Origin of the sequence: Micromonospora sp. C95 (genome assembly GCF_018070465.1) — a bacterium.
GTDB lineage: Bacteria > Actinomycetota > Actinomycetes > Mycobacteriales > Micromonosporaceae > Micromonospora.
In genome coordinates, this window is sequence record NZ_JAGPXT010000020.1 from 13867 (window position 1) to 37191 (window position 23325).

At 67.9% G+C, this 23325-nt stretch carries 20 protein-coding genes and 3 tRNA genes; all 23 read left to right on the forward strand.

The features are described 5' to 3' along the window. Nucleotides 1–556 precede the first annotated feature (556 nt). The 23 genes from KBX00_RS20905 to KBX00_RS21015 all read left to right on the forward strand — a co-directional run bounded on the left by KBX00_RS20905 (nt 557) and on the right by KBX00_RS21015 (nt 23227). The gene (locus KBX00_RS20905; RefSeq protein WP_210829533.1) at nt 557–1369 is read left to right on the forward strand and encodes a hypothetical protein; all 813 of its coding nucleotides are present in this window, start codon (nt 557–559) and stop codon (nt 1367–1369) included. Then, on the forward strand, nt 1366–2610 hold the full coding sequence (locus tag KBX00_RS20910) for a DNA methyltransferase (protein WP_210829535.1): 1245 nt from the start codon (nt 1366–1368) through the stop codon (nt 2608–2610). The genes KBX00_RS20905 and KBX00_RS20910 overlap by 4 nt, the downstream gene beginning before the upstream one ends. Further along, on the forward strand, nt 2607–2891 hold the full coding sequence (locus KBX00_RS20915; protein ID WP_210829537.1) for a hypothetical protein: 285 nt from the start codon (nt 2607–2609) through the stop codon (nt 2889–2891). Before KBX00_RS20910 ends, KBX00_RS20915 begins: the two co-directional genes overlap by 4 nt. A gap of 839 nt (nt 2892–3730) precedes the next feature. Continuing rightward, nucleotides 3731–3877: a hypothetical protein gene (locus KBX00_RS20920; RefSeq protein ID WP_210829539.1), complete on the forward strand. Its 147-nt coding sequence runs from the start codon at nt 3731–3733 to the stop codon at nt 3875–3877. Nucleotides 3878–3936: 59 nt separating this feature from the next. Beyond that, nucleotides 3937–6465 (forward strand): bifunctional diguanylate cyclase/phosphodiesterase, encoded by a 2529-nt coding sequence (locus tag KBX00_RS20925; RefSeq protein WP_210829541.1) that lies wholly within the window; start codon nt 3937–3939, stop codon nt 6463–6465. Nucleotides 6466–6557: 92 nt separating this feature from the next. Beyond that, a tRNA-Thr gene (locus KBX00_RS20930) sits at nt 6558–6630 on the forward strand. Nucleotides 6631–6655: 25 nt separating this feature from the next. Continuing rightward, nucleotides 6656–6728: transfer RNA gene (locus KBX00_RS20935), tRNA-Met, on the forward strand. 132 nt (nt 6729–6860) lie between these two features. Then, nucleotides 6861–7028, forward strand: coding sequence for a 50S ribosomal protein L33 (rpmG, locus tag KBX00_RS20940; protein WP_210829543.1), 168 nt, complete (start codon nt 6861–6863; stop codon nt 7026–7028). A gap of 124 nt (nt 7029–7152) precedes the next feature. After that, entirely contained in the window at nt 7153–7599 is a 447-nt protein-coding gene (locus KBX00_RS20945; protein ID WP_210829545.1) for a MaoC family dehydratase N-terminal domain-containing protein, read from the forward strand. A 1-nt stretch (nt 7600) separates the two neighbouring features. Next, nucleotides 7601–7993 (forward strand): MaoC family dehydratase, encoded by a 393-nt coding sequence (locus KBX00_RS20950; protein ID WP_210829547.1) that lies wholly within the window; start codon nt 7601–7603, stop codon nt 7991–7993. 126 nt (nt 7994–8119) lie between these two features. Then, nucleotides 8120–8192 (forward strand) — tRNA-Trp (locus tag KBX00_RS20955). Nucleotides 8193–8404: 212 nt separating this feature from the next. After that, the gene (gene secE, locus KBX00_RS20960; protein ID WP_210829549.1) at nt 8405–8794 is read left to right on the forward strand and encodes a preprotein translocase subunit SecE; all 390 of its coding nucleotides are present in this window, start codon (nt 8405–8407) and stop codon (nt 8792–8794) included. Nucleotides 8795–8831: 37 nt separating this feature from the next. Beyond that, nucleotides 8832–9554, forward strand: a complete 723-nt coding sequence (gene nusG / locus KBX00_RS20965; protein ID WP_210829551.1) for a transcription termination/antitermination protein NusG — start codon at nt 8832–8834, stop codon at nt 9552–9554. A gap of 199 nt (nt 9555–9753) precedes the next feature. Further along, the gene (gene rplK / locus KBX00_RS20970; protein WP_093403591.1) at nt 9754–10185 is read left to right on the forward strand and encodes a 50S ribosomal protein L11; all 432 of its coding nucleotides are present in this window, start codon (nt 9754–9756) and stop codon (nt 10183–10185) included. A gap of 81 nt (nt 10186–10266) precedes the next feature. Next, nucleotides 10267–10983: a 50S ribosomal protein L1 gene (gene rplA / locus KBX00_RS20975; protein WP_210829554.1), complete on the forward strand. Its 717-nt coding sequence runs from the start codon at nt 10267–10269 to the stop codon at nt 10981–10983. Between the two features lie 75 nt (nt 10984–11058). Beyond that, on the forward strand, nt 11059–11847 hold the full coding sequence (locus KBX00_RS20980) for an ATP-binding cassette domain-containing protein (RefSeq protein WP_210829556.1): 789 nt from the start codon (nt 11059–11061) through the stop codon (nt 11845–11847). Beyond that, complete coding sequence (locus KBX00_RS20985) at nt 11844–12533, forward strand: hypothetical protein (RefSeq protein WP_210829558.1); 690 nt, start codon at nt 11844–11846, stop codon at nt 12531–12533. The genes KBX00_RS20980 and KBX00_RS20985 overlap by 4 nt, the downstream gene beginning before the upstream one ends. A gap of 374 nt (nt 12534–12907) precedes the next feature. Continuing rightward, nucleotides 12908–13453 carry a 50S ribosomal protein L10 gene (gene rplJ, locus KBX00_RS20990; protein WP_013735964.1) on the forward strand — a complete coding sequence of 182 codons (546 nt, stop codon included), beginning with the start codon at nt 12908–12910 and terminating at the stop codon, nt 13451–13453. A gap of 55 nt (nt 13454–13508) precedes the next feature. Beyond that, nucleotides 13509–13898: a 50S ribosomal protein L7/L12 gene (gene rplL / locus KBX00_RS20995; protein ID WP_210829560.1), complete on the forward strand. Its 390-nt coding sequence runs from the start codon at nt 13509–13511 to the stop codon at nt 13896–13898. A gap of 569 nt (nt 13899–14467) precedes the next feature. Continuing rightward, the gene (locus KBX00_RS21000; RefSeq protein WP_210829562.1) at nt 14468–17899 is read left to right on the forward strand and encodes a DNA-directed RNA polymerase subunit beta; all 3432 of its coding nucleotides are present in this window, start codon (nt 14468–14470) and stop codon (nt 17897–17899) included. 128 nt (nt 17900–18027) lie between these two features. After that, nucleotides 18028–21942: a DNA-directed RNA polymerase subunit beta' gene (locus KBX00_RS21005; protein ID WP_210829656.1), complete on the forward strand. Its 3915-nt coding sequence runs from the start codon at nt 18028–18030 to the stop codon at nt 21940–21942. 135 nt (nt 21943–22077) lie between these two features. Beyond that, complete coding sequence (locus KBX00_RS21010; protein ID WP_210829564.1) at nt 22078–22443, forward strand: hypothetical protein; 366 nt, start codon at nt 22078–22080, stop codon at nt 22441–22443. A 412-nt stretch (nt 22444–22855) separates the two neighbouring features. Beyond that, complete coding sequence (locus KBX00_RS21015; protein WP_210829658.1) at nt 22856–23227, forward strand: hypothetical protein; 372 nt, start codon at nt 22856–22858, stop codon at nt 23225–23227. Nucleotides 23228–23325: the final 98 nt, after the last annotated feature.

Sequence of the window (23325 nt, forward strand, 5' to 3'; positions counted from 1 at the left end):
GCCGAGTCCGGCTGGGTCCAGCCGTCTACGACCGGTTGTGGGCAGATGATGGCAAATCGATCCTGCCGTCCAGGGCTCTTCTGCGGCTGCGAACGCTGGGGTTGGTGCCTGCCGCGCCCGGCCCGCCGGAGTCCATGCGTGTAGCGATCGGCTGAGGGGTCCGTGGTCAGGTGCCGCCGGCTGCCGGACCGGGACCAGGGCACGCCAGTACCGAGGTTGGACTGGCGCGGCAGTCGGAAGTCCTGATCGTCGACGAGGCCGACCGGTTCGGCTTCCGTACCGCCTGGCCGTGGTAGCGTCGCTGGCCGGATCAGCAGACTCGGGCGCCTTGATCCAGAACAGAGGAAATCGGCAGCATGTGAGAGTTCTTCTGCTCGCAGCAGGGTGGCCCGCGGTAATCAAGCCGAGCCAGGGGCCCCACCGGCAAACCGCCGCCGCAACTCAAACCCTATTGGAATAACCAAAAGCCCCCCAATCCGGGCTTGTTGGCGTCCGAGAGGCTCGATGGGCGTGGGTGTACGGAGGTTGCCGAAGCCTTGCCGTAGGCTCCCATCCCATGGCGTTGAGCACTGCGGAGCGGGACGGGCTGTACCGAGAGATCTTGCTCGCGCCACTTCGCACTTCGGCGGATTACCTCCCCAAGATGGGAGGTGGCGACGAAGTCGATCTTGCTGGCTTTACCGCATTGTACGGCGCTGACCCGCTGTATCACTGGATGGGCTTTGACTCGCCCCTAATGTTCGCTGCGCACAAAGCCGCAGGCGGCATGACATCGGTATATCGGCAGCTCGGCATCGGCTGCGAGCGCATGTTCCGACAAGTACTCAAGGATGAGCTCGCACTGTCTGAGGATCAGGTCAAGTGGTCTTACGAGATCCTTCCAGAGACGGAGGACGAGACCAAGAAGGCGCGGGTCCTGTCGCTCGATGGGCGGGTCGAAGTCGGAGACATTCCCGACCCGGAGGCAAGCAATCGCGTTGACGACTGGATCGAGCAGCAGCGTGCCGCGCTTGGTATTTCCGTCTCGTTGAAGGGTGCGGTCTTCGAGGTCCGACAGGGCTACAAGAGCGCCGACTCCAAGCGGCAGAACGCCGACCTCGCCAACGCCGCGCAGGCACTAGGCCACGGCTATCTGCCCGTCCTTGCAATCATGAGTACCCAGATCAACATGATTGTCCGTGCACGGTACCTTACGGGCAACTGGAGTGTCCTCATGGGCTCCGTGGGCGCGAATGACCCCCTACACAGCACCTTCGACTTCCTGCGGGACGTTGTCGGCTACGACCTCGCTGGCTTCTTCCAGCGGAACACCACTGAGCTGCGCGCGGGCGTAGAGAGCATTCTACGGCGACTCTTGGAGGCGAAATGACGGCGATCATCCAGCGGGCGGCGCACAGCCGCAACGAGCATATGACGTTCCGCGCCAATATGGGTGTAGGGCGGCACGGCTGGTTGCGCCTTACGCCTGCCTACGGGGTGCGTCTCGTCCGTGATCGCATCTCGCACATGCCGAGCGGCAGCATCATCACGGACCCCTTCTCGGGCACAGGCACGACGCCTCTCGCGGCTGCCGAACTCGGCCACCGGGGACAGTCGGTAGATATCAACCCGTTCCTCGTCTGGCTCGGCACGGTCAAGACGACGAACTACACGGAGGACACACTCCTCGCAGTCGCTGACGCTGCGAAGAGTGTGCTCGATGCGGCGCGAGCCCACGAGAAGGAAAGCGACCTTTGGCAGCCGAGCCTATTCAAGATTGAGAAGTGGTGGTCGCCGGGCGCCCTCCACGCACTCAAGGCACTCCGGAACGAGATCGACCGCTTCGATGGGCAGGTCCGCGATCTGCTCGAAATTGGTCTATGCCGATCGCTGATCTCTTGCTCCAACGCGGCGTTCAATCATCAGTCGATGTCCTTCAAGGAAGCGTCGGCAGAGCAGGTGCTGTTCGCGATGGATGACATCGAGCAGGCGCTTGGCGCTTATGCCACGGAGATGGCGACAATCATCGAGTCCGCGCGGTTTGATCTCGCCGGCACGGCGGTCATTCGGAATGGCGATTCTCGGACGGGTTTGGACGACCTGGAGCCTGCGGACTTCGTATTGACCTCACCGCCATATGTAAATCGGATGAGCTACATTCGCGAGCTTCGGCCGTACATGTATTGGCTCCGCTACCTCGACGTGGCCAGCGATGCTGGCGAACTTGACTGGCATGCCATCGGCGGTACGTGGGGCACCGCCACGAGCAAGCTCAACACATGGAAGCCAGAGGTCGAGACGCCGGTGGACGAGGCGATGAAGGTGGTTCGCGAGCACATTGCGGCAGACGGCGGCAAGAACGGTCCACTGCTTGCCAACTATGTCCACAAGTACCACCACGACATGTGGCTCCACTTCCAGAGCATCACAAAGCACCTGAAGCCCGGCGGCAGCGTCTCCTACATCGTCGGAAACTCCACCTTCTACAAGCACGAGGTGCCTGCGCACACTTGGTATGCCGTAATGCTACGCGAACTCGGCTACTCGGATGTCAAGGTGGAGACCATCCGCAAGCGGAACTCCAACAAGGCGCTGTTCGAGTACGACGTCACTGGTATAAAGACTGCGTGAACGTGTTGCGTAAAAACCTCAAGTCCGGTGTCCGCCTCGTGCGCCTGGACACCGGCAAGCTCGCGGTGCTCGCGGGCGACGAGGTACTGGTCGAGACGGGGGTTGAGACTTTGGCAACTCTCATCTATGACGAAGCAGTAGCCGACCGCAATCCGGCCAAGGAGATGCGCGCACGAGAGCGAGCCCATTACGAGATGCAGGCGGTGCGTTCAGAGTCGTTCGCTCGCCGAACCGACAAGTCTCGGAAGAAGGGCGGCAAGGGTGGTCGCGGGGGCGTCTAGGGTGCCGCCACCGGCTCGCGCTCGGCGAGAGCTGCACCGAGGGCATCTCCTGCTTCGTCGGGGATGTGTACCAGACCGAACCGCAGCGAGTTCGATGAGATGCCAGTAATCTCCTGGCGATCTCGGACGAACGGCAGTTTGTAGCTTTCGGAAACTTCGCGTACGACGCGAATCGGAAAAATGGAACGCCAGTGGCCGAGCCCGCCCGGCCAAGGCACTTCGTTCCGGTCCTCGGGAACTCTGGCGGGACCGGTTACGACGACCTCGGCGACGAAGCCAGCACGCCCTCTCCAAATGAACAAGCGATCGCCAGGCGCCACCTTCGGCGCCGGGCGACTCAGTCCGGGCACGCCCCAGAGCCCAGCCTCCTTGCACCGCTCCCAGTTCCGGGGCTCGCGAGCAGGCACGGCGTTCGACGCGCTCGTGCCTGATCGCGTTGGCTGGCGGCCCAACGTCCACCTTCCGGCGGTCTCTGGCGCCGTTCGGCTCACCAGCCACGTCGGGTGGCCATCTAGTGGCCGCGGCTCAACGGCGTACCTGAGGGCGCCGAAGGTTCCCCCGCAGCGGGAGAACCAGCCCGTACGCAGGTGATCAGGGGTTGTCCGCTAGATCCGCTACGGTAGGTAAGGAAAGTATTGGCTGGTTGGTGTGTTCTTCCAGCCCAGCTGTCGAGTTGCCGGCACTGACCTGCCCGGACGTACATCTCGAAGCTACGCTTGTCCCTCGCGGGCGCGACGAGTGGTCTGACATGGGTCGCGTGAACTTTCCTCCGGCCGAGCGGCTGTGGCACTATCGGGGGACTCCAACACGATTGTGATCGCCCCTACCAGGAGCACCACATGTCTGCTCAACGTTTGGGCCGGCGACTCGGCTCCCTCGCCCTGCTCCTTGGCTTGGTGTTTGCTTCGAGTGCCGTCAGCGAAGTCGAGTTCAGGTCCAACGGCATCGACTGGCAGTTGCCACCCCTCAACTCGGTGGTGCGTTGACCGACGACTCGCTGGTGTAGCTGCGGCACCGGCTGAGACCGACCTTGCGAGGGAGCCCCGTGACGTCCCGTCTACGCGCGCCTCGCCGACGGACGGAGAACGCCTGGCTCATCACGGGGCCGTTGGCGCTCTGTGCGGTCGTCGTCTCACTGCTGATCTGGTTGACGGTCGATCCTGCCTTCGGCGAACTGTCGCTCACGGTGCTCCTCACGGTGGCGATGGTCGTCGCCACCATGCCGACCATCAACATCGTGGTGCGCCGGCAGGCGGTCGGCATCCTCTTCACCGAGATTCCACTGGTCGTCGCCCTGCACCTGCTTCCGCCGCTGTCGGTGGTGGTGGCCTTCACGGTGGCCACCCTCGTGGTGCAGGTTCGGCGGCGGCTCCTACCGGCCAAGTTCTGGTTCAACGTCGCCCTGGCGGCTGCCTCGACATCGCTGGCCACCGCCGTCTACCACATGCTGCCCCAGACGGGCGGCGTCGGGCCGGCTACCTGGGCCCTGCTGCTGGCCGCGATCACTACCCACATCGGCGTCGCTCTCGTGGCGATGGTGGCGGTCTTCACCGTCGTTCAGGGCTGGCCCGCCGGGCAGGAGGTGATCCGGGCCGCCCCGTCGATGCTGCTCGCCGTCGCGGTGAACCTCTGCATCGGTCTGCTGGTCATTATCGCGCTGGAGATCACCCCGTGGGCGGTTCTCCTGTTCGCCGGGCTGGCCGGGGCGTTCGCCCTGGTCTACGGCACGTACACGCAGTTCCTTCGGCAGCACCGCACCCTCACGGACATGTACGACCTGACCAGAGCGATCAGCGAGAGCGGGCCGGACGGAAATCTCATCGATGCGCTGCTGGTCCGGATCCGAAGCCTGATGCAGGCGGAGTACGCCACCCTCTGGTTGCCCGCACAGGGGCGGCACCCCGAGGTGCTGCTCACCGCTCAGGAGGGCAAACCGGGGCTGCTGGACTCCACGCCCAACCCAAGCGCGTTGCGCGAGGTTGCGTCGGCCCGTCAGGAGACGGTGGTGGTGAGCCAACGGCTCGGTGATGATCTGGAACTGCGTGGGGCGCTGAAGCCGACGGCGGTCAAGGATGTGATCGTCGTACCGCTGCGCTCGGGTAAGGCGGTCATCGGCACCCTGGAGGTGGCCAACCGGCTCGGCGACACCAATTCCTTCGGCACCGCCGATGTCACGGTCTTCGAGACCGTGGCGGCGCACGCGGCGGTGGCACTGGAGAATTCCCGCCTGGTCGACCGCCTGCGACACGACGCGTACCACGACGGCCTGACCAAGCTTCCCAACCGTCGCCGGATTCTCGGCGCGTTGGCTGAGGCGGTTCGGATCCGGGCTCCGGGTGAAGTGGTCGCGCTGCTGCTCTTCGACGTCGACCGGCTGCGTCAGGTCAACGTGTCTCTCGGTCACGCTGCGGGCGACAAGGTATTGGTGGAGGTCGCTGACCGGCTGCGGGGCTGCGTGCCGTCGGCCGCGTTGGTGGGCCGGGTCGGCGGTGACGAGTTTCTGGTCACCCTGCGGCTGGAAAGCGTCGATGCCGCGGTCGAACTCGCCGGCCAGTTACGGGAGCAGATCCGTGACGAGTTGATCTTCGACGCGTTGACGCTGGACGTCGACACCGCCGTCGGGATCGTCGTCCATCCGGATCACGGCAGCGATCCGGCGACCCTGCTGCAACGCGTGGACGTGGCCGCGGTGACGGCGAAGGCGGTTCCGGGCAGTGTGCAGCTGTACACGCCGGCGCTGGAGTCGCGGTCGCTGCACCGGCTCGGTCTCGCCGGTGACCTGCGCAACGCCCTCGACAACGGCGAGCTGGAGGTCTACTACCAGCCCAAGGTGACGTTGCGGGACCGGCGGCTCATCGGGGTCGAGTGCCTGGCCCGGTGGGAGAACCCGACGCACGGCTCGGTCGCTCCGGTGGACTTCGTCGCCGTGGCCGAGCACACCGGTCAGCTCGGCCGGCTCACCGAGTTCGTGCTTCGGGAAGGGCTGCGGCACAGCCGGGACTGGGCAAACGGCGGTCAGTCGCTCGCCGTCGCGGTCAACCTCTCCGCGCGTACGCTTCTCGACCAGCACTTCCCGGAGCAGGTCCGGGAGCTGCTTGACGAGTACGGTGTGCCGGCGCAGCTGCTGACCCTGGAGATTCCGGAGGCCGGCGTGCTGGACGGCACCGAGCGCCCGATCCCGACCCTGCGTCGCCTGCGGGACCTGGGCGTACGGCTCTCGGTGGACGACTTCGGCACCGGCAGTTCCTCGCTGGCCCACCTGCGTCGCCTGCCGGTGCACGAGGTGAAGGTCGACCACTCCTTCGTGCAGGGTATGGCCACCGATCCGGGAGACCTGGCGATCGTCAACGCCGTGGTCACCCTGTCCCAACAGTTCGGTCTCACCGTGGTGGCCGAGGGCGTGGAGAGCGAGCTGACCCTGGAGTTGCTCCAGGACATCGGGTGCGAGGTCGGCCAGGGGTTCCTGTTCAGCCGCCCGCTGCCGTTCGAGCGTCTGGAGGCGTGGTTCGGTGCCCAGATCGACCCGGAGTCGATCTCCAGCAACGAGCTTCCGAGGCTGCGCGTGGTGCCCTGAGCTGGGCGTACAGCATCCCTGGGGATCCGATTTCACCAGCACGACCGGGCCGTGTACTCTTACCTCTGCGCGAACACCGAGTGATCGCGCAGGCCCCCTTAGCTCAGTCGGCAGAGCGTCTCCATGGTAAGGAGAAGGTCTACGGTTCGATTCCGTAAGGGGGCTCAGAGGGTCCGGCTGGGCCCACCGCGGCGGTGTAGCTCAGATGGCAGAGCAAGCGGCTCATAATCGCTGTGTCGCCGGTTCAAGTCCGGCCACCGCTACTCTCGTCCGCCCCGGATTCTTCCGGTGGCCGGTGGGACGGGCGCCACAGGCGCCCGCTTTGCGTGTCCGCCCAGGTGGCGCGTAGGCTTTAGCGCCGTAGTTGTATCCGTTATCGAGGAAGGCACTCCGCCGTGGCGAAGGCGACCGATGTCCGGCCGAAGATCACTTTGGCGTGTGTGGAGTGCAAGGAGCGCAACTACATCACGCGCAAGAACCGCCGTAACGACCCGGACCGCATCGAGATGAAGAAGTTCTGCCCCCGGGACGGGCGACACACCCTGCACCGCGAGACGCGCTGAACCCGTCCGGGCCGATCGGCCCGGCTCCACAGACGTCATGATCGCCGGTTCGTACGGACGGCGCGGCCTGAGCCGACGCCGACCGGTCGGATCGGCGATCGTGTTCTGCGTGTAGGTTCGCGGCATGCCCCTGGACCAGTCCTTCGTCGGTCGGACCTATCCGCCGACCGCCCCCTATCAGGTGGGCCGAGAGAAGATCCGCGAGTTCGCGACGGCGATCGGCGCCACCGATCCCGCGCACCACGATCCGCCGGCCGCCCGCGCGTCGGGCCACTCGGACGTGGTCGCGCCGCCGACGTTCCCAGTGGTGATCACGATGGCTGCCAGCCGTCAGCTGATCGAGGATCCCGCGCTCGGCATCGACTACAGCCGGGTGGTCCACGGCGACCAGCGGTTCGCGTACACCCGGCCGGTGGTGGCCGGCGACGAGCTGGTCTGTGTCAACACCGTCGAGGACATCACCAGTCGGGGCGGCCACGAGTTCCTGACCACCCGGACGGACGTCAGCACGACCGCCGGGGAACCGGTGGTCGCGGTCTGGTCCAAGCTCGTCGTACGCGGGGAGGCCTGACGTGGAACTGCCCACCCAGACGTTCCGGGTGACCCGGGCGGACCTGGTCCGTTACGCCGGTGCTTCGGGTGACTTCAACCCGATCCACTGGAGCGACCGGTTCGCCACCAAGGTGGGTCTGCCAGGTGTGATCGCCCACGGCATGTTCACCATGGCGCTCGTCGGTCGGGCGGTCACCACCTGGGCCGGCTCGCCCGACGCGGTGGTCGACTTCGGCGTGCGGTTCACCCGCCCGGTGGTGGTTCCCGACGACGACGCCGGCACCGAGATCGTGGTGACCGCGGTCGTGCGCGAGGTGACCGACGCGGGCCTGACCAGGCTGGACGTGACCGCCACCTGCCTCGGCGAGAAGGTGCTCTCGCAGGCGCGGGCCACCGTGCGTACGGCTGGTTGACCGGCACCGGGCGGCGCGTCGGGTAGACCGGTTGGGAAACTCGGGTCGGTACCCGTACACTGGTCCGCCGTGGGGCAAGTGACCCCTGCCTGGTCGTGTGGCCAGGTGGGGCGAGCGTTGCCGCACAGGGGTGTAGCTCAATTGGCAGAGCAGCGGTCTCCAAAACCGCAGGCTGCAGGTTCAAGTCCTGTCACCCCTGCGCCTCAGGCCTGACCGTTCCGTGGGTCGCGCCGCCTTTCTGGTGGCGTCCGGCCCGTGGTGGTGGCATCGGCGGGGAGGTTCCGAGGCATCGGGCCCTTCCGGTTGATCCGCCGGCCGCGGCCCGTCCCGGGACGGTTGGTCCGGCTGGCGTGACCAAGCGCCGCGCACGCGCCCCGCGTGCGACACCGACATCCCGCGACGGAGGGCGAAGTGGCCGACAACAAGCGGCGCGGCGAGGACGCCGACGACGAGCGCCTGAACGACGAGGTCGTCAACGACAGCGCCGAGGATGACGCCACCGACGCGGACGAGCCGGTTTCGCGAGGTGGCACCGCCACCCGCTCGCGAGCTGTGGCGGATTCCGCCGACGGTCGCAAGACGCGTACCGACGCCGACAAGGTGGGCCTGTTCGGTCGCATCGCGCGTTTCATCCGCGAGGTCGTGGCTGAACTGCGTAAGGTCATCTGGCCGACCCGCAAGGAACTACTGACCTACACGGCGGTGGTGATCGCGTTCGTCACGGTGATGCTGACGATCGTGGCTGTCCTGGACTACGGCTTCGCCAAGGGCGTGTTGTGGGTCTTCGGCAACCCCAGCTGACCGGCTGAACGTGCGATAGTGACGGAAGTGAGCAAGCGTGCCTGAGTACGACGAGACCGCCGAGACCACGGACGAGCAGTCCGCGGTGGCGACGGCGGCTGGTGACGAGTCGGTCGAGGCCGCCAACGAGCCGGAGTTCGCCATGACCGAGCCCGCTCCCGAGGAGGACTTCGACCCGGTCGCGGAGCTGCGGCAGAAGCTGCGCTACGCACCGGGTGACTGGTACGTGGTGCACTCGTACGCCGGTTACGAGAACAAGGTCAAGACCAACCTCGAGACCCGGATCACGTCCCTCGACATGGAGGACTACATCTACCAGGTCGAGGTGCCGACCCGGGAAGAGGTCGAGGTCAAGAACGGCAAGCGCTCCCAGGTGCAGGCCAAGGTCTTCCCCGGCTACATCCTCGTGCGGATGGAGTTGACCGCGGAGTCGTACTCCTGTGTGCGGAACACTCCCGGGGTCACCGGTTTCGTCGGCGCCACGGACCGGGCCGACCGTCCGGCGCCGCTGAGCCTCGACGAGGTGCTCAAGTGGCTGGCACCAGCCGTCGAGACCGAGCAGAAGAAGGCCAAGCCGGAGGTCAAGGTCCTCGACTTCGAGGTCGGCGACTCGGTCACGGTCACCGACGGTGCCTTCGCCTCCCTGCCGGCCACGATCAGTGAGATCAACGCCGACCAGCAGAAGCTCAAGGTGCTGGTGTCGATCTTCGGCCGGGAGACGCCGGTGGAGCTGAACTTCAACCAGGTCGCCAAGATCTGAGCCGTCGATCGCCGGTGGCGGGTGACCCGCCACCGGCTGTCGTCGTCCGTCCGTTACCCCGCCCGGCCCACCTCGTGGCTGCCGGTATCCAGGTCTGCGCTACCCTAGAACGTCGCCGCCGTCGCATGCGCGCTGACCGTGCGCGCACCGACGGCGGTGTCGTGTGAACCTTTCCCAGTTCCAAGCCCCAGGAAGAGACATGCCTCCGAAGAAGAAGCTCGTCAAGACGTTCACGCTTCAGCTGCCGGCGGGCCAGGCCACTCCGGCGCCGCCGGTCGGTCCCGCGCTCGGCCAGCACGGCGTGAACATCATGGAGTTCTGCAAGTCGTACAACGCGCAGACCGAGTCGCAGCGGGGCGACATCGTCCCCGCCGAGATCAGCGTGTACGAGGACCGGTCCTTCACCTTCGTGCTGAAGACCCCGCCCGCCGCCCGGCTGCTGATCAAGGCTGCTGGTGTGCAGAAGGGCTCGGGCGTCCCGCACACGCAGAAGGTCGGGTCGGTGACCCGTGCCCAGCTGCGGGAGATCGCCGAGAAGAAGATGGCCGACCTCAACGCCAACGACCTCGACCAGGCTGAGAAGATCATCGCCGGCACCGCCCGGTCGATGGGCCTGAACGTCACCGACTGACGTCGGCCAACCGAACCGTACGGATCGTGGGAGGGCACGCGAGCATCGCGGCCCGCCAGAGACCACAGGAGTAGACAGCAGATGCAGCGCAGCAAGAGCTACCGCAAGGCCGCCGAGGTCATCGACCGGTCCAAGCTCTACACCCCCGTCGAGGCCGTCAAGCTGGCCAAGGAAACCACCGCCGTCAAGTTCGACGCCACGGTCGAGGTCGCGATGCGCCTCGGCGTCGACCCCCGCAAGGCGGACCAGATGGTCCGCGGCACGGTCAATCTGCCGCACGGCACCGGCAAGACCGCCCGCGTGATCGTCTTCGCCGCCGGCGCGAAGGCCGAGGAGGCCGTCGCCGCCGGTGCCGACGAGGTGGGCACCGACGAGCTGGTCGCCCGGATCCAGGGCGGCTGGCTGGACTTCGACGCGGCGATCGCCACGCCCGACCAGATGGCCAAGATCGGCCGGATCGCGCGGATCCTGGGCCCGCGCGGCCTGATGCCGAACCCGAAGACCGGCACGGTGACCATGGACGTCACCAAGGCCGTCTCGGACATCAAGGGCGGGAAGATCACCTTCCGGGTGGACAAGCACTCGAACCTGCACCTGATCATCGGCAAGGCCTCGTTCTCCGAGGCCCAGCTGGTCGACAACTACGCGGCCGTCCTCGACGAGGTGCTGCGGGCCAAGCCGTCGGCCGCGAAGGGCAAGTACCTCAAGAAGGTCACCCTCACCACCACGATGGGACCGGGCGTGCCGATCGACCCGAACGTGGTGAAGAACCTGCAGGAGGGCTCGGCCGACAGCTGAGCACGACGCACCGACGCGGCCCCGCCACTCGTGGCGGGGCCGCGTCCGTCCGTCCGCTGTGGCAGGCTCGCGGGCATGTGGCTGGAGGACATCGGGCTGCGGTATCACCGGCGCGGTCCGTGGGTGCTGCGGCAGGTGACGGCGCGTGTGGCGGCGGGCGAGGCGGTGGTGGTGCGGGGCCGCAACGGGGCTGGGAAGTCGACGCTGCTCCAGCTCGCCGCCGGAGTTCTGCGGCCGTCCCGGGGGCGGGTGCTCGACCGGCCGGCGGTGGTGGGCTGGGTGCCGGAGCGCTTCCCGGCCGACCAGCCGTTCACGGTCGACGGCTATCTCGCCGCGATGGCCCGGATCGCCAGCCTGTCCCCGGCCACCACGGAGCGGACGGTGCAACGCTGGGTCGACCGACTCGGCCTCGGGCCGTTCCGCACGGTCCGGCTGGCTCAGCTGTCGAAGGGCACCGCCCAGAAGGTCGGCCTGGCCCAGGCTGTGCTGCGTCCGCCCGGCCTGCTCGTCCTCGACGAGCCCTGGGAGGGCCTGGACGCCGCAGCGCGTGAGCTGGTCCCGCAGGTGATCGACGAGGTGCTGGCCGACGGCGGGTCGGTGCTGGTCAGCGATCACCGGGGGGAGACGGTCCGGCTGCCCGGAGCGCGGGAGTGGTCGGTGGCCGACGGGGCGGTGGTCGAGCGGGCACCGTCGGGCGAGGCGGCGGTCGCGGTGGTGGAGCTGGAGGTCCCGGTCGGGCAGCTGCCGACCACCGTCGCCCGCCTGCGCGCCGAGGGCCATCACATCCTTCGGGTACGCGGCCCGGGCGCACCGCCCGAGGCCACCGGGCCGGGAGCGGAATCGGCGTCCGAGGTGGCCCGGTGACCGCGCTGGTGCGATTCCGGCTCGCCGGCTTTCTGCGTACCGGACGGGCGTTGGCGCCGGTCATGGCCGGCCTGCTCACCCTCGGCATCCTGTACGGCGGCGGTCGGGCCCAGCCGGCGGAGGCGTACGGCGTGTCGGCCGTGGTGCTCTTCCCGGTGCTGGCCTGGCAGACCAAGATCCTGCTGGACGTGGAGCCGGACGTGCAGCGCCGCCTGGCCCTGGTCGCGGTCGGCCCGGCACGGGAGCAGGCGGCCGGGCTGGTCGCCGCGGTGGTGGCTGGCCTTGGTCTGGTGGCGGTCGCCCTGGTCTTTCCCTGGTTGGTCGGCGGGGTCGCCGGTCCCAGCCTGCCCGGTGACCTGTCGGTTCCCGCAGGTGTGGCGCTCGGTCTCTGGGCGCACCTGCTCGCCCTGCCGGCGGCCGTGGCGCTGGGCGCGCTGGCCAGCCGGGTGATCACCCGAAGTGCCGGCTACGGTGTGGCGGTGCTCACTCTCGGTACGGTCGGCGTACTTGCGCTCGGCTTCTCGGGGGCCGTCGCGCCGTGGCTGGCGCCACCGCTGCTTCCCACCGCCAGGGCGCTGGTCGGCCCACTGCCCGGATCGACGGCGCTGCTGCTGACGGTGTGGGCACTGGCCTGGGCGGCGGTGGTACTGACCGGCTACGCCCGCGTCCGCACCCGGCGCGCTTAGCCCGTGCCCGAGGAGGCGAGTGGAGTAACCCGCTGGCCGGGATGACGTCGTCGCCGTTCCCGGCCGCCGGTTGGGGACGCACCGGGGGCGATTTGGTGGTCACCGGGGGTGTCGCGTAGCCTTGTGCGCGAAGTTCCACCCAGAGACCGCTGGTCACCGTGCTCCGGCACGGTCGAAGGTTCCGCGAAGACGGGCGACCCGCGCAGGGCGGCAAGCGACATCGGCAGCATCCTGTGGTCCGCCGACCACCTGATTGCCGCCGTCCTCGCCCCGTGCGCCCTGCGCCGGGGCTTTTCTGTTGCCGCGACACCTCCGCCCCGTCACAGGCCCCGCCTGCGACGGTGACCGGCCTCGAGCAACGAGAGAGGAGGGACATGGCGGACAAGCCGATCCGGGCCGACAAGGCCACGGCCGTCGCAGAGCTGACCGAGAGCTTCCGGAGCGCGGGTGCCACCGTGCTGACCGAGTACCGCGGTCTGACGGTTTCCCAGCTCACCCAGCTGCGGCGCTCACTCGGCAAGGAGACCAGCTACACGGTCGCCAAGAACACGCTGGCGAAGCGTGCCGCGGCGGACGCGGGCATCTCCGGCCTTGACGAGCTGTTCACCGGTCCTACCGCGCTGACTTTCGTTTCGGGCGACGTCGTCGAGGCGGCGAAGGGCCTTCGCGACTTCGCGAAGGCCAACCCGAAGCTCGTCATCAAGGGCGGTGTCTTCGAGGGCAAGGCCATTTCCGCGGCCGAGGTCACGAAGCTCGCCGACCTGGAGTCCCGCGAGGTGCTGCTGGCCAAGCTGGCCGGCGCGATGAAGGGCAACCTGAGCAAGGCCGCGGCCCTGTTCCAGGCCCCGCTGTCGAAGACCGCCCGCCTGGCGGCCGCCCTGCAGGACAAGCGCGAGAAGGAAGGCGCCGAGGCGGCCTGAGACCGCGCCGGCGCACCACGTTCTTAGTTTGAACCATTAGGAAAGGACGCCAGACATGGCGAAGCTCAGCACCGACGAGCTGCTCGACGCGTTCAAGGAGATGACGCTGATCGAGCTCTCCGAGTTCGTGAAGCAGTTCGAGGAGACCTTCGAGGTCACCGCCGCCGCCCCGGCCGCGATGATGATGGCGGGTCCGGCCACCGGTGGCGCCGCTGCCGAGGCCGAGCCGGAGAAGGACGAGTTCGACGTCATCCTCGACGCCGACGGCGGCAAGAAGATCCAGGTCATCAAGGTCGTGCGTGAGCTGACCGGCCTGGGCCTCAAGGAGGCCAAGGACCTGGTCGAGGCCGCCCCGAAGCCGGTCCTGGAGAAGGTCAACAAGGAGACCGCGGACAAGGCCAAGGCCAAGCTCGAGGGTGAGGGCGCCAAGGTCACCCTCAAGTGACCTGAGTCCCACCTGGCCGTTCCGGCTCGCGTGAGCCGGGCACCGCACGTCGCGGCGGGCGGCGATCCGACAGTGGATCGCCGCCCGCCGTGTTCCTGGAGCGCCCACAACCGGTATGAGCAGGGCGTCGAACCAGGTCCGCGCGTGGCGCCCGGTGCCGGCGGGCTCGCCCGTGGGTGGGAAAGAGCGCCCGATGCCGACCGGGGCCCTTGACGCGGCCCTGGACTGCCAGGCACGCTGACATCTGCAAGACCTTCCGCGCTTGCGACGGCCACCGCGCGGGTAATGCAGCGGCAGCACCACTCGCCACGCACACCCGAGCGGCCCGGCAGGGATGTTGCGTTCCGAGCGGCCCGGTTCGACCCGTTCGAGGGGTCCCGAGGCACGTTCCGCAACAACCTGCGGGGTGGGCTGGACAGCGGTTAGCCTCTCGGCTACACTGCTAGTTTGCGCTGCCTTCCGACTTGACCCCTGCTCGGAAATGTCCGTTTGTGGATATTTTCTGGTGGGGTCATTGGAGTGCACGCGTACCAGCCGTTCTGCAGCACCGGTCCTCGGAAGGACGCATCTTGGCAGCTTCCCGCCCTGCGAAGACCAGTCGTACGTCGAGCGCATTCGCTCCCCGCCGAGTTTCCTTCGGTCGGATCACCGAACACCTCGAGGTCCCCAACCTCCTCGCCATTCAAAACGAGTCCTTCGACTGGCTCGTCGGCAACGAGGCTTGGCAGGGCCGGTCGGCGAACGACCCGCACGCACGCTCGGGTCTCGCGGAAATCCTCGACGAGATCAGTCCCATTGAGGACTTCTCCGGCACCATGTCGCTCTCCTTCTCGGCGCCTCGCTTCGACGAGGTCAAGGCCTCGATCGAGGAGTGCAAGGAGAAGGACCTCACCTACTGCGCGCCACTGTTCGTGACCGCGGAGTTCACCAACAACACCACCGGCGAGATCAAGAGCCAGACGGTGTTCATGGGTGACTTCCCGATGATGACGCCGAAGGGCACCTTCATCATCAACGGCACCGAGCGCGTGGTGGTCAGCCAGCTCGTCCGTTCGCCGGGCGTGTACTTCGACAAGCAGCCGGACAAGACCTCCGACCGCGACCTCTCCAGCGTCAAGGTGATCCCGAGTCGGGGTGCCTGGCTGGAGTTCGACATCGACAAGCGCGACACGGTCGGCGTTCGCATCGACCGTAAGCGTCGGCAGGCCGTCACGGTGCTGCTCAAGGCCATCGGATGGTCGGCCGAGCAGATCCGTGAGAAGTTCGGCTGGTCCGAGCTGATGATGACCACGCTCGAGAAGGACCACATCGCCGGCCAGGACGAGGCGCTGCTAGACATCTACCGCAAGCTGCGCCCTGGCGAGCCGCCGACCCGCGAGAACGCCCAGACCCTGCTCGACAACCTCTTCTTCAACCCGAAGCGGTACGACGTAGCCAAGGTCGGGCGGTACAAGTTCAACAAGAAGCTCGAGCTGGACGTGCCGATCACCACCGGCACGCTGACCGAGGACGACATCGTCGCCACCGTGGAGTACCTCTGCCGGCTGCACGCCGGTGAGGAGGGCTACGAGGCCGACGACATCGACCACTTCGGCAACCGGCGGCTGCGTACCGTGGGCGAGCTGATCCAGAACCAGGTTCGGGTCGGCCTGTCCCGGATGGAGCGGGTCGTCCGGGAGCGGATGACCACCCAGGACGTCGAGGCGATCACGCCGCAGACCCTGATCAACATCCGTCCGGTCGTCGCCGCGATCCGGGAGTTCTTCGGCACCTCGCAGCTGTCCCAGTTCATGGACCAGACCAACCCGCTGGCGGGCCTGACCCACCGGCGACGGCTGAGCGCGCTCGGCCCGGGTGGTCTGTCCCGGGAGCGGGCCGGCTTCGAGGTCCGCGACGTGCACCCGTCCCACTACGGCCGGATGTGCCCGATCGAGACGCCGGAAGGCCCGAACATCGGTCTGATCGGCGCGCTGTCCACCTTCGCCCGGGTCAACCCGTTCGGCTTCATCGAGACGCCGTACCGGAAGGTCATCGACGGTCGGGTCACCGACCAGATCGACTACCTGACCGCGGACGAGGAGGACCGGTTCGTCAAGGCGCAGGCCAACGCCCCGCTGCGGGCCGACGGCTCGTTCGCCGAGGACCGCGTCCTGGTCCGGCGTAAGGGCGGCGAGACCGAGGACGTCACGCCGGCCGCCGTGGACTACATGGACGTGTCGCCGCGGCAGATGACCTCGGTCGCCACCGCGATGATCCCGTTCCTGGAGCACGACGACGCGAACCGGGCCCTGATGGGCGCGAACATGCAGCGTCAGGCGGTGCCGCTGGTCAAGGCCGAGTCCCCGCTGGTCGGCACCGGCATGGAGTACCGTGCCGCGGTCGACGCCGGTGACGTGGTCGTGGCCGAGGTCGGTGGCGTGGTCGAGGACCTCTGCGCCGACTACATCACCGTTCACCAGGACGACGGCCACCGCCGGACGTACCTCCTGCACAAGTTCCGTCGCTCCAACGCCGGCTCCTGCGTGAACCAGAAGCCGGTCGTCTTCGAGGGTGACCGGGTCGAGGCCGGCCAGGTCATCGCGGACGGTCCGTGCACCGACGAGGGCGAGATGGCGCTCGGGCGAAACCTGCTCGTGGCGTTCATGACCTGGGAGGGGCACAACTACGAGGACGCGATCATCCTGTCGCAGCGCCTCGTGCAGCAGGACGTGCTCACCTCGATCCACATCGAGGAGCACGAGGTCGACGCGCGGGACACCAAGCTCGGCCCGGAGGAGATCACCCGCGACATTCCGAACGTCAGCGAGGAGATGCTCGCCGACCTGGACGAGCGCGGGATCATCCGGATCGGCGCCGAGGTCGTCCCCGGCGACATCCTGGTCGGCAAGGTCACGCCCAAGGGTGAGACCGAGCTGACCCCGGAGGAGCGGCTGCTTCGCGCGATCTTCGGCGAGAAGGCGCGCGAGGTCCGGGACACCTCCCTGAAGGTGCCGCACGGCGAGACCGGCACGGTCATCGGCGTGCGTACCTTCTCCCGGGAGGACGGCGACGAGTTGCCGCCGGGCGTGAACGAGCTGGTCCGGGTCTACGTCGCCCAGAAGCGGAAGATCCAGGACGGTGACAAGCTCGCCGGCCGCCACGGCAACAAGGGCGTCATCTCCAAGATCCTGCCGGTCGAGGACATGCCGTTCCTGGAGGACGGCACCCCGGTCGACATCGTGCTCAACCCGCTGGGTGTGCCGAGCCGGATGAACATCGGCCAGGTGCTGGAGACGCACCTGGGCTGGGTGGCCAAGACGGGTTGGCAGGTCGAGGGGGACGACGCCGAGTGGAAGCGCCAGCTCCAGGGCATCGGCGCCGACTCCTCCGAGCCGGACACCAACGTGGCCACCCCGGTCTTCGACGGTGCCCGCGAGGAGGAGATCTCCGGTCTGCTCGCCTCGACCCTGCCCAACCGGGACGGTCGGCAGCTGATCGGTTCCTCCGGCAAGGCGCAGTTGTTCGACGGTCGCTCCGGTGAGCCGCTGCCCGACCCGATCGCGGTCGGCTACATCTACATCCTGAAGCTCAACCACCTGGTCGACGACAAGATCCACGCTCGGTCGACCGGTCCGTACTCGATGATCACGCAGCAGCCGCTGGGTGGTAAGGCGCAGTTCGGTGGCCAGCGCTTCGGTGAGATGGAGTGCTGGGCGATGCAGGCCTACGGTGCCGCGTACGCCCTGCAGGAGCTGCTGACGATCAAGTCCGACGACGTTCTCGGCCGGGTGAAGGTCTACGAGGCCATCGTCAAGGGCGAGAACATCCCGGAGCCGGGCATCCCGGAGTCGTTCAAGGTGCTGCTCAAGGAGCTGCAGTCGCTGTGCCTCAACGTCGAGGTGCTGTCCAGCGACGGCGTGGCCCTGGAGATGCGCGAGACCGACGACGAGGTGTTCCGGGCTGCGGAGGAACTGGGTATCGACCTGTCCCGGCGCGAGCCGAGCTCGGTCGAGGAAGTGTGACGTTGGGGTTTCGGGGCGGGGCGACCCACTCCGGGCGGTCAGGCTTGATCCCTTCGTGGGTCACCCCGCCCCGAAACCAAAACCCGGTGAGCTGCTGACGCACCAAGCGACGTGTGAGGGATTTGAACGTGCTCGACGTCAACTTTTTCGACGAGTTGCGAATTGGGCTGGCGACCGCGGACGACATTCGTCAGTGGTCGCACGGCGAGGTCAAGAAGCCCGAGACGATCAACTACCGCACCCTCAAGCCGGAGAAGGACGGGCTCTTCTGCGAGAAGATCTTCGGTCCGCAGCGGGACTGGGAGTGCTACTGCGGTAAGTACAAGCGGGTCCGGTTCAAGGGCATCATCTGTGAGCGCTGCGGCGTCGAGGTGACCCGCTCGAAGGTCCGCCGTGAGCGGATGGGCCACATCGAGCTGGCTGCCCCGGTGACCCACATCTGGTACTTCAAGGGCGTGCCGAGCCGGCTGGGTTACCTGCTGGACCTCGCCCCGAAGGACCTCGAAAAGATCATTTACTTCGCCTCGTACGTCGTGACGAGCGTTGACGCCGAAGCGCGTCACCGTGACCTCTCGACCATCGAGAACGAGATCCTGGCCGAGAAGCGGCAGTCGGAGAACAGCCGCGACTCGGAGATCGAGAAGCGGGCGGCCAAGCTCGAGGCCGACCTGGCCGAGCTGGAGGCCGAGGGCGCGAAGGCGGACGTCCGGCGCAAGGTCAAGGAGGGCGGAGAGCGCGAGATGCGCCAGATCCGCGACCGGGCCCAGCGCGAGATCGACCGTCTGGACGAGGTGCTGGACACCTTCCGCAAGCTGGATCCGAAGCAGCTGGTCACCGACGAGCTGCTCTACCGCGAGCTGCGCGACCGCTTCGGTGAGTACTTCACCGGTGGCATGGGTGCCGAGGCGATCAAGGCCCTGGTGCAGAACATGGACCTTGAGGCCGAGGCCGAGAACCTGCGGGAGACCATCCGCACCGGCAAGGGGCAGCGGAAGATCCGGGCGCTCAAGCGGCTCAAGGTCGTCGCGGCGTTCCAGAACACCCGCAACTCGCCGCTCGGCATGGTGCTGGACTGCGTACCGGTCATCCCGCCGGACCTGCGCCCGATGGTGCAGCTCGACGGTGGCCGCTTCGCCACCAGCGACCTGAACGACCTCTACCGCCGGGTGATCAACCGGAACAACCGGCTCAAGCGGCTGATCGACCTCGGCGCGCCCGAGATCATCGTCAACAACGAGAAGCGGATGCTGCAGGAGGCCGTCGACGCGCTGTTCGACAACGGCCGCCGCGGCCGGCCGGTCACCGGCCCGGGTAACCGTCCGCTCAAGTCGCTGTCCGACATGCTCAAGGGCAAGCAGGGCCGGTTCCGGCAGAACCTGCTGGGCAAGCGCGTCGACTACTCCGGCCGGTCGGTCATCGTGGTCGGCCCGAAGCTCAAGCTGCACCAGTGCGGCCTGCCCAAGCAGATGGCGCTGGAGCTGTTCAAGCCGTTCGTGATGAAGCGGCTGGTCGACCTCAACCACGCACAGAACATCAAGTCCGCCAAGCGGATGGTCGAGCGGCAGCGGCCGGTCGTGTGGGACGTGCTGGAAGAGGTCATCGGCGAGCACCCGGTGCTGCTCAACCGGGCACCGACCCTGCACCGACTCGGCATCCAGGCCTTCGAGCCGCAGCTGGTCGAGGGCAAGGCCATCCAGATCCACCCGCTGGTCTGCACCGCGTTCAACGCCGACTTCGACGGTGACCAGATGGCGGTGCACGTGCCGCTGTCCGCCGAGGCCCAGGCCGAGGCGCGGATCCTGATGCTGTCGTCGAACAACATCCTCAAGCCGGCCGACGGCAAGCCGGTCACCATGCCCACCCAGGACATGGTCATCGGGCTCTACCACCTGACCCACCTCACCGCCGGTGAGCGCGGGGAGGGCCGGGCGTTCAGCTCGGACGCCGAGGCTCGGATGGCGTACGACAACGGTGAGCTGCACCTGCAGGCGCCGGTGAAGATCCGGCTGCGGGACGTCGTCGAGGTGGACAACGGCACCGGTGGTCAGCCGTGGACGGCGCCCGAGGGCTGGGTGCCGGGCGAGCCGCTGACGGTGGAGACCACCCTCGGCCGGGTGCTGTTCAACGAGACCCTGCCGCAGGGCTACCGGTTCGTGAACTACGAGATCCGCAAGGGTCAGCTCTCCGCGATCGTCAACGACCTCGCCGAGCGGTTCCCGAAGGTGGCGCTGGCGGCCACCCTGGACGGGCTCAAGGAGGCCGGCTTCCACTGGGCCACCTGGTCCGGCGTGACCATCGGCATGGAGGACGTCATCGCTCCGCCGCGCAAGCGGGAGATCCTGGAGCGGTACGAGAAGGAAGCCGACCGGATCGACAAGCAGTACCAGCGTGGTCTGATGACCGCCGAGGAGCGTCGCGGCGAGCTCATCGAGATCTGGACCAAGGCGACGAACGAGGTCGCCAAGGAGATGGACACCGCGCTGCCGCAGGAGAACCCGCTGTGGAAGATGATCAACTCGGGCGCTCGCGGTAACCTGCTCCAGCTCCGGCAGATCGCGGCGATCCGTGGTCTGGTGGCCAACCCGAAGGGCGAGATCATCCCGCGGCCGATCAAGGCCAGCTACCGGGAGGGTCTGTCCGTGCTGGAGTACTTCATCTCCACGCACGGTGCCCGTAAGGGCCTCGCGGACACCGCCCTGCGTACCGCCGACTCGGGTTACCTGACCCGGCGTCTGGTGGACGTCTCGCAGGACGTCATCATCCGCGAGGAGGACTGCGGCACCGACCGGGCCATCCCGATGCAGGTGGGTCAGAGGATCGACGTCAGCAGTCCGGTGGCCGCCGACGGCGGCACCCTCGTGGTGCACGAGCACGCGGAGACCAGCGTGCACGCTCGTACCCTCGCCGACGACATCAAGGGGCCGGACGGCACCGTCGTCGCCGAGCGGGGCGCGGACATCAACTCGATCCTGGTCGACCGGATCGTCGCCGCCGGGGTCGAGACGGTCCGGGTACGCAGCGTGCTCACCTGCGAGTCGAAGCTGGGCGTCTGCGGTGCGTGCTACGGCCGCTCGCTGCCGACCGGCAAGATCGTCGACGTCGGCGAGGCGGTCGGCATCATCGCCGCCCAGTCCATCGGTGAGCCGGGTACGCAGCTGACGATGCGTACCTTCCACACCGGTGGTGTCGCGGGTGAGGACATCACCCAGGGTCTGCCGCGTGTCCAGGAGATCTTCGAGGCCCGGATCCCGAAGGGCAAGGCGCCCATCGCCGACACCCCCGGCCGGATCCGGATCGAGGACGGCGAGCGGTCGCGCAAGATCGTGGTCATCCCGGACGACGGCAGCGACGAGATCGTCTACGACAAGATCTCGAAGCGGGTCCGGCTGCGGGCCCACGACGGCGACCACGTCGAGGTCGGCGAGAAGCTCACCGAGGGCACCATCGACCCGCACGAGCTGCTGCGCATCCTCGGCCCGCGGGCGGTCCAGGTCCACCTGACCCAGGAGGTCCAGGAGGTCTACCGCTCGCAGGGTGTGCTCATCCACGACAAGCACATCGAGATCATCATCCGTCAGATGCTCAAGCGGGTGACGGTCATCGACTCCGGCTCGACCGAGTTCCTGCCGGGCGTGCTTGTCGACCGGGCGCTGTTCGAGTCGGAGAACCGCCGGCTCGTCGGCGAGGGCGGCGAGCCCGCCGCCGGTCGCCCGGTGCTGATGGGCATCACCAAGGCCTCGCTGGCCACCGACTCCTGGCTCTCGGCGGCCTCCTTCCAGGAGACCACCCGGGTGCTGACCGACGCGGCGATCCACGCCCGTAGCGACTCGCTCATCGGTCTCAAGGAGAACGTGATCATCGGTAAGCTCATCCCGGCCGGTACCGGCATCAGCAAGTACCGCAACGTCCGGGTCGAGCCGACCGAGGAGGCGAAGGCCAAGGTCTACTCGATGACCGGCTACCCGGAGACCGACTACGGCTTCGGACCGGCCAGTGGCCAGGCGGTTCCGCTGGACGACTTCGATTTCGGGTCGTACCGCTAGACCGTGCGGTGACATGGGAGGCCCCGGCGTTTCCGCGCCGGGGCCTCTTCGTGTTTCCCCGGGGGTGTCCGTGGGCGCGGTATGTCGTGCTGCGGGTACGACGCGGACACCTGCCGACGGAGGCATCATGTGGTCATGACGATCGCACCTGGCTCGGCGCCCCTCGCGCCGGCACCACGTCACCCGCTCGACCCGGATCCGGTCCGGGCGACCAAGGCCCGGGCGGTCTTCGCCCTCGGTCTGATGGCGGCTATGACGGGGCTGCTGATCGGTGGTGTGGTGCCGGCCACGGTGGCCCTGCACCTGGCTCGACAAGCGCGCCGCGAAGCGTACGCCTCGGCGGGTTTCCTGACCGGTGCGGCCTGGCTGCGCCGGGGCGAGCGGCTGGCCTGGACGGGCCTGGTGCTGGTCGCGGTCAGCCTGGTGGTGGCGTTGGTGATCGGGATCATCCAGCTCGCCGAGGCGCCGTACGGGCAGGACTTCGCGCCGAACGTCGACTGACAGGGCGCGACCACGGTCCCCGCGCCCGGCATCGAAGGGCTGACCGCCGACGGTAGCCTGACCGGTGTCGTCGCGCGGTGCGGGGACGCTGCCCGACAAGGAGGATCCCGTGACGGAACCGGCGCGTCCCGACGGCGGCGAAGCCGCTCAGTCCTCCGCAGGGCGCCCCGAGGCCGACCTGACGGGATGGGCCCGGCCCGAGCCGGAGCAGACCGTCCCGCCGACCTCCCCGCCTGCGACGGGCGCCACGCCTGCTCACCCGCCTCCCGGCCAGCCGACCGCTGGCGCTCCCACCGTCGGACCGGTGCCGGGGACGCCGGTGGCTCCAGCGTGGCCCGCCGGCGGTTCGGGCTGGATGCCGCCACCACCACCCGCGCAGGAACGTCCCCGACCGCCGAAGCGGGTCGAACCGGTGCCGGGGACTCCGTTCGCGGTGGTGCATCTCGACGTGCCCCCGGTCGCGTCGGGCCTGGCGGTCGGCTCGTTGGTGGCGGGCATCACCTCGATCCTGGTCTCGGTCCTGGTCATCTGCTTCGGCGCGATCGGGGGAGGGGCGAACGGCGCCTGGGCGGCGGGTGCCTTCGCCGCACTGGGTGGCCTCACCGGCGCGGGCGCCGTGGTGGCGGGCCTGCTCGGAATGCGGCAGATCCGGCGTCCGGCGCCCCCGCCGGCGGTCCGCTTCAGCGGCCGTGGCCTGGCCATCGCGGGGATCAGTTGTGGCGGGGCCGGAGTGCTGCTCTGCCTGGTGGGGGTGGGACTGGCGCTGTTGCTGGCGCTTACCTAGCCGGCGGCGAGGCGGGCCGGCTCGGGGGCTCGCGGGCCGGTTTCCGGCAGAGCCGGTACACTTGTGTTCGTAGGTGCCCATCACGGGCGGGCGGTTGA

Bases quoted from the DNA above. Each gene is read 5' to 3' on its own strand.
- KBX00_RS20905 (WP_210829533.1), top strand. From the start codon at position 557: ATGGCGTTGAGCACTGCGGAGCGGGACGGGCTGTACCGAGAGATCTTG.
- KBX00_RS20910 (WP_210829535.1), top strand. From the start codon at position 1,366: ATGACGGCGATCATCCAGCGGGCGGCGCACAGCCGCAACGAGCATATG.
- KBX00_RS20920 (WP_210829539.1), top strand. From the start codon at position 3,731: ATGTCTGCTCAACGTTTGGGCCGGCGACTCGGCTCCCTCGCCCTGCTC.
- KBX00_RS20945 (WP_210829545.1), top strand. From the start codon at position 7,153: ATGCCCCTGGACCAGTCCTTCGTCGGTCGGACCTATCCGCCGACCGCC.
- rplK (WP_093403591.1), top strand. From the start codon at position 9,754: ATGCCTCCGAAGAAGAAGCTCGTCAAGACGTTCACGCTTCAGCTGCCG.
- rplA (WP_210829554.1), top strand. From the start codon at position 10,267: ATGCAGCGCAGCAAGAGCTACCGCAAGGCCGCCGAGGTCATCGACCGG.
- KBX00_RS20980 (WP_210829556.1), top strand. From the start codon at position 11,059: ATGTGGCTGGAGGACATCGGGCTGCGGTATCACCGGCGCGGTCCGTGG.
- rplJ (WP_013735964.1), top strand. From the start codon at position 12,908: ATGGCGGACAAGCCGATCCGGGCCGACAAGGCCACGGCCGTCGCAGAG.
- rplL (WP_210829560.1), top strand. From the start codon at position 13,509: ATGGCGAAGCTCAGCACCGACGAGCTGCTCGACGCGTTCAAGGAGATG.
- KBX00_RS21010 (WP_210829564.1), top strand. From the start codon at position 22,078: ATGACGATCGCACCTGGCTCGGCGCCCCTCGCGCCGGCACCACGTCAC.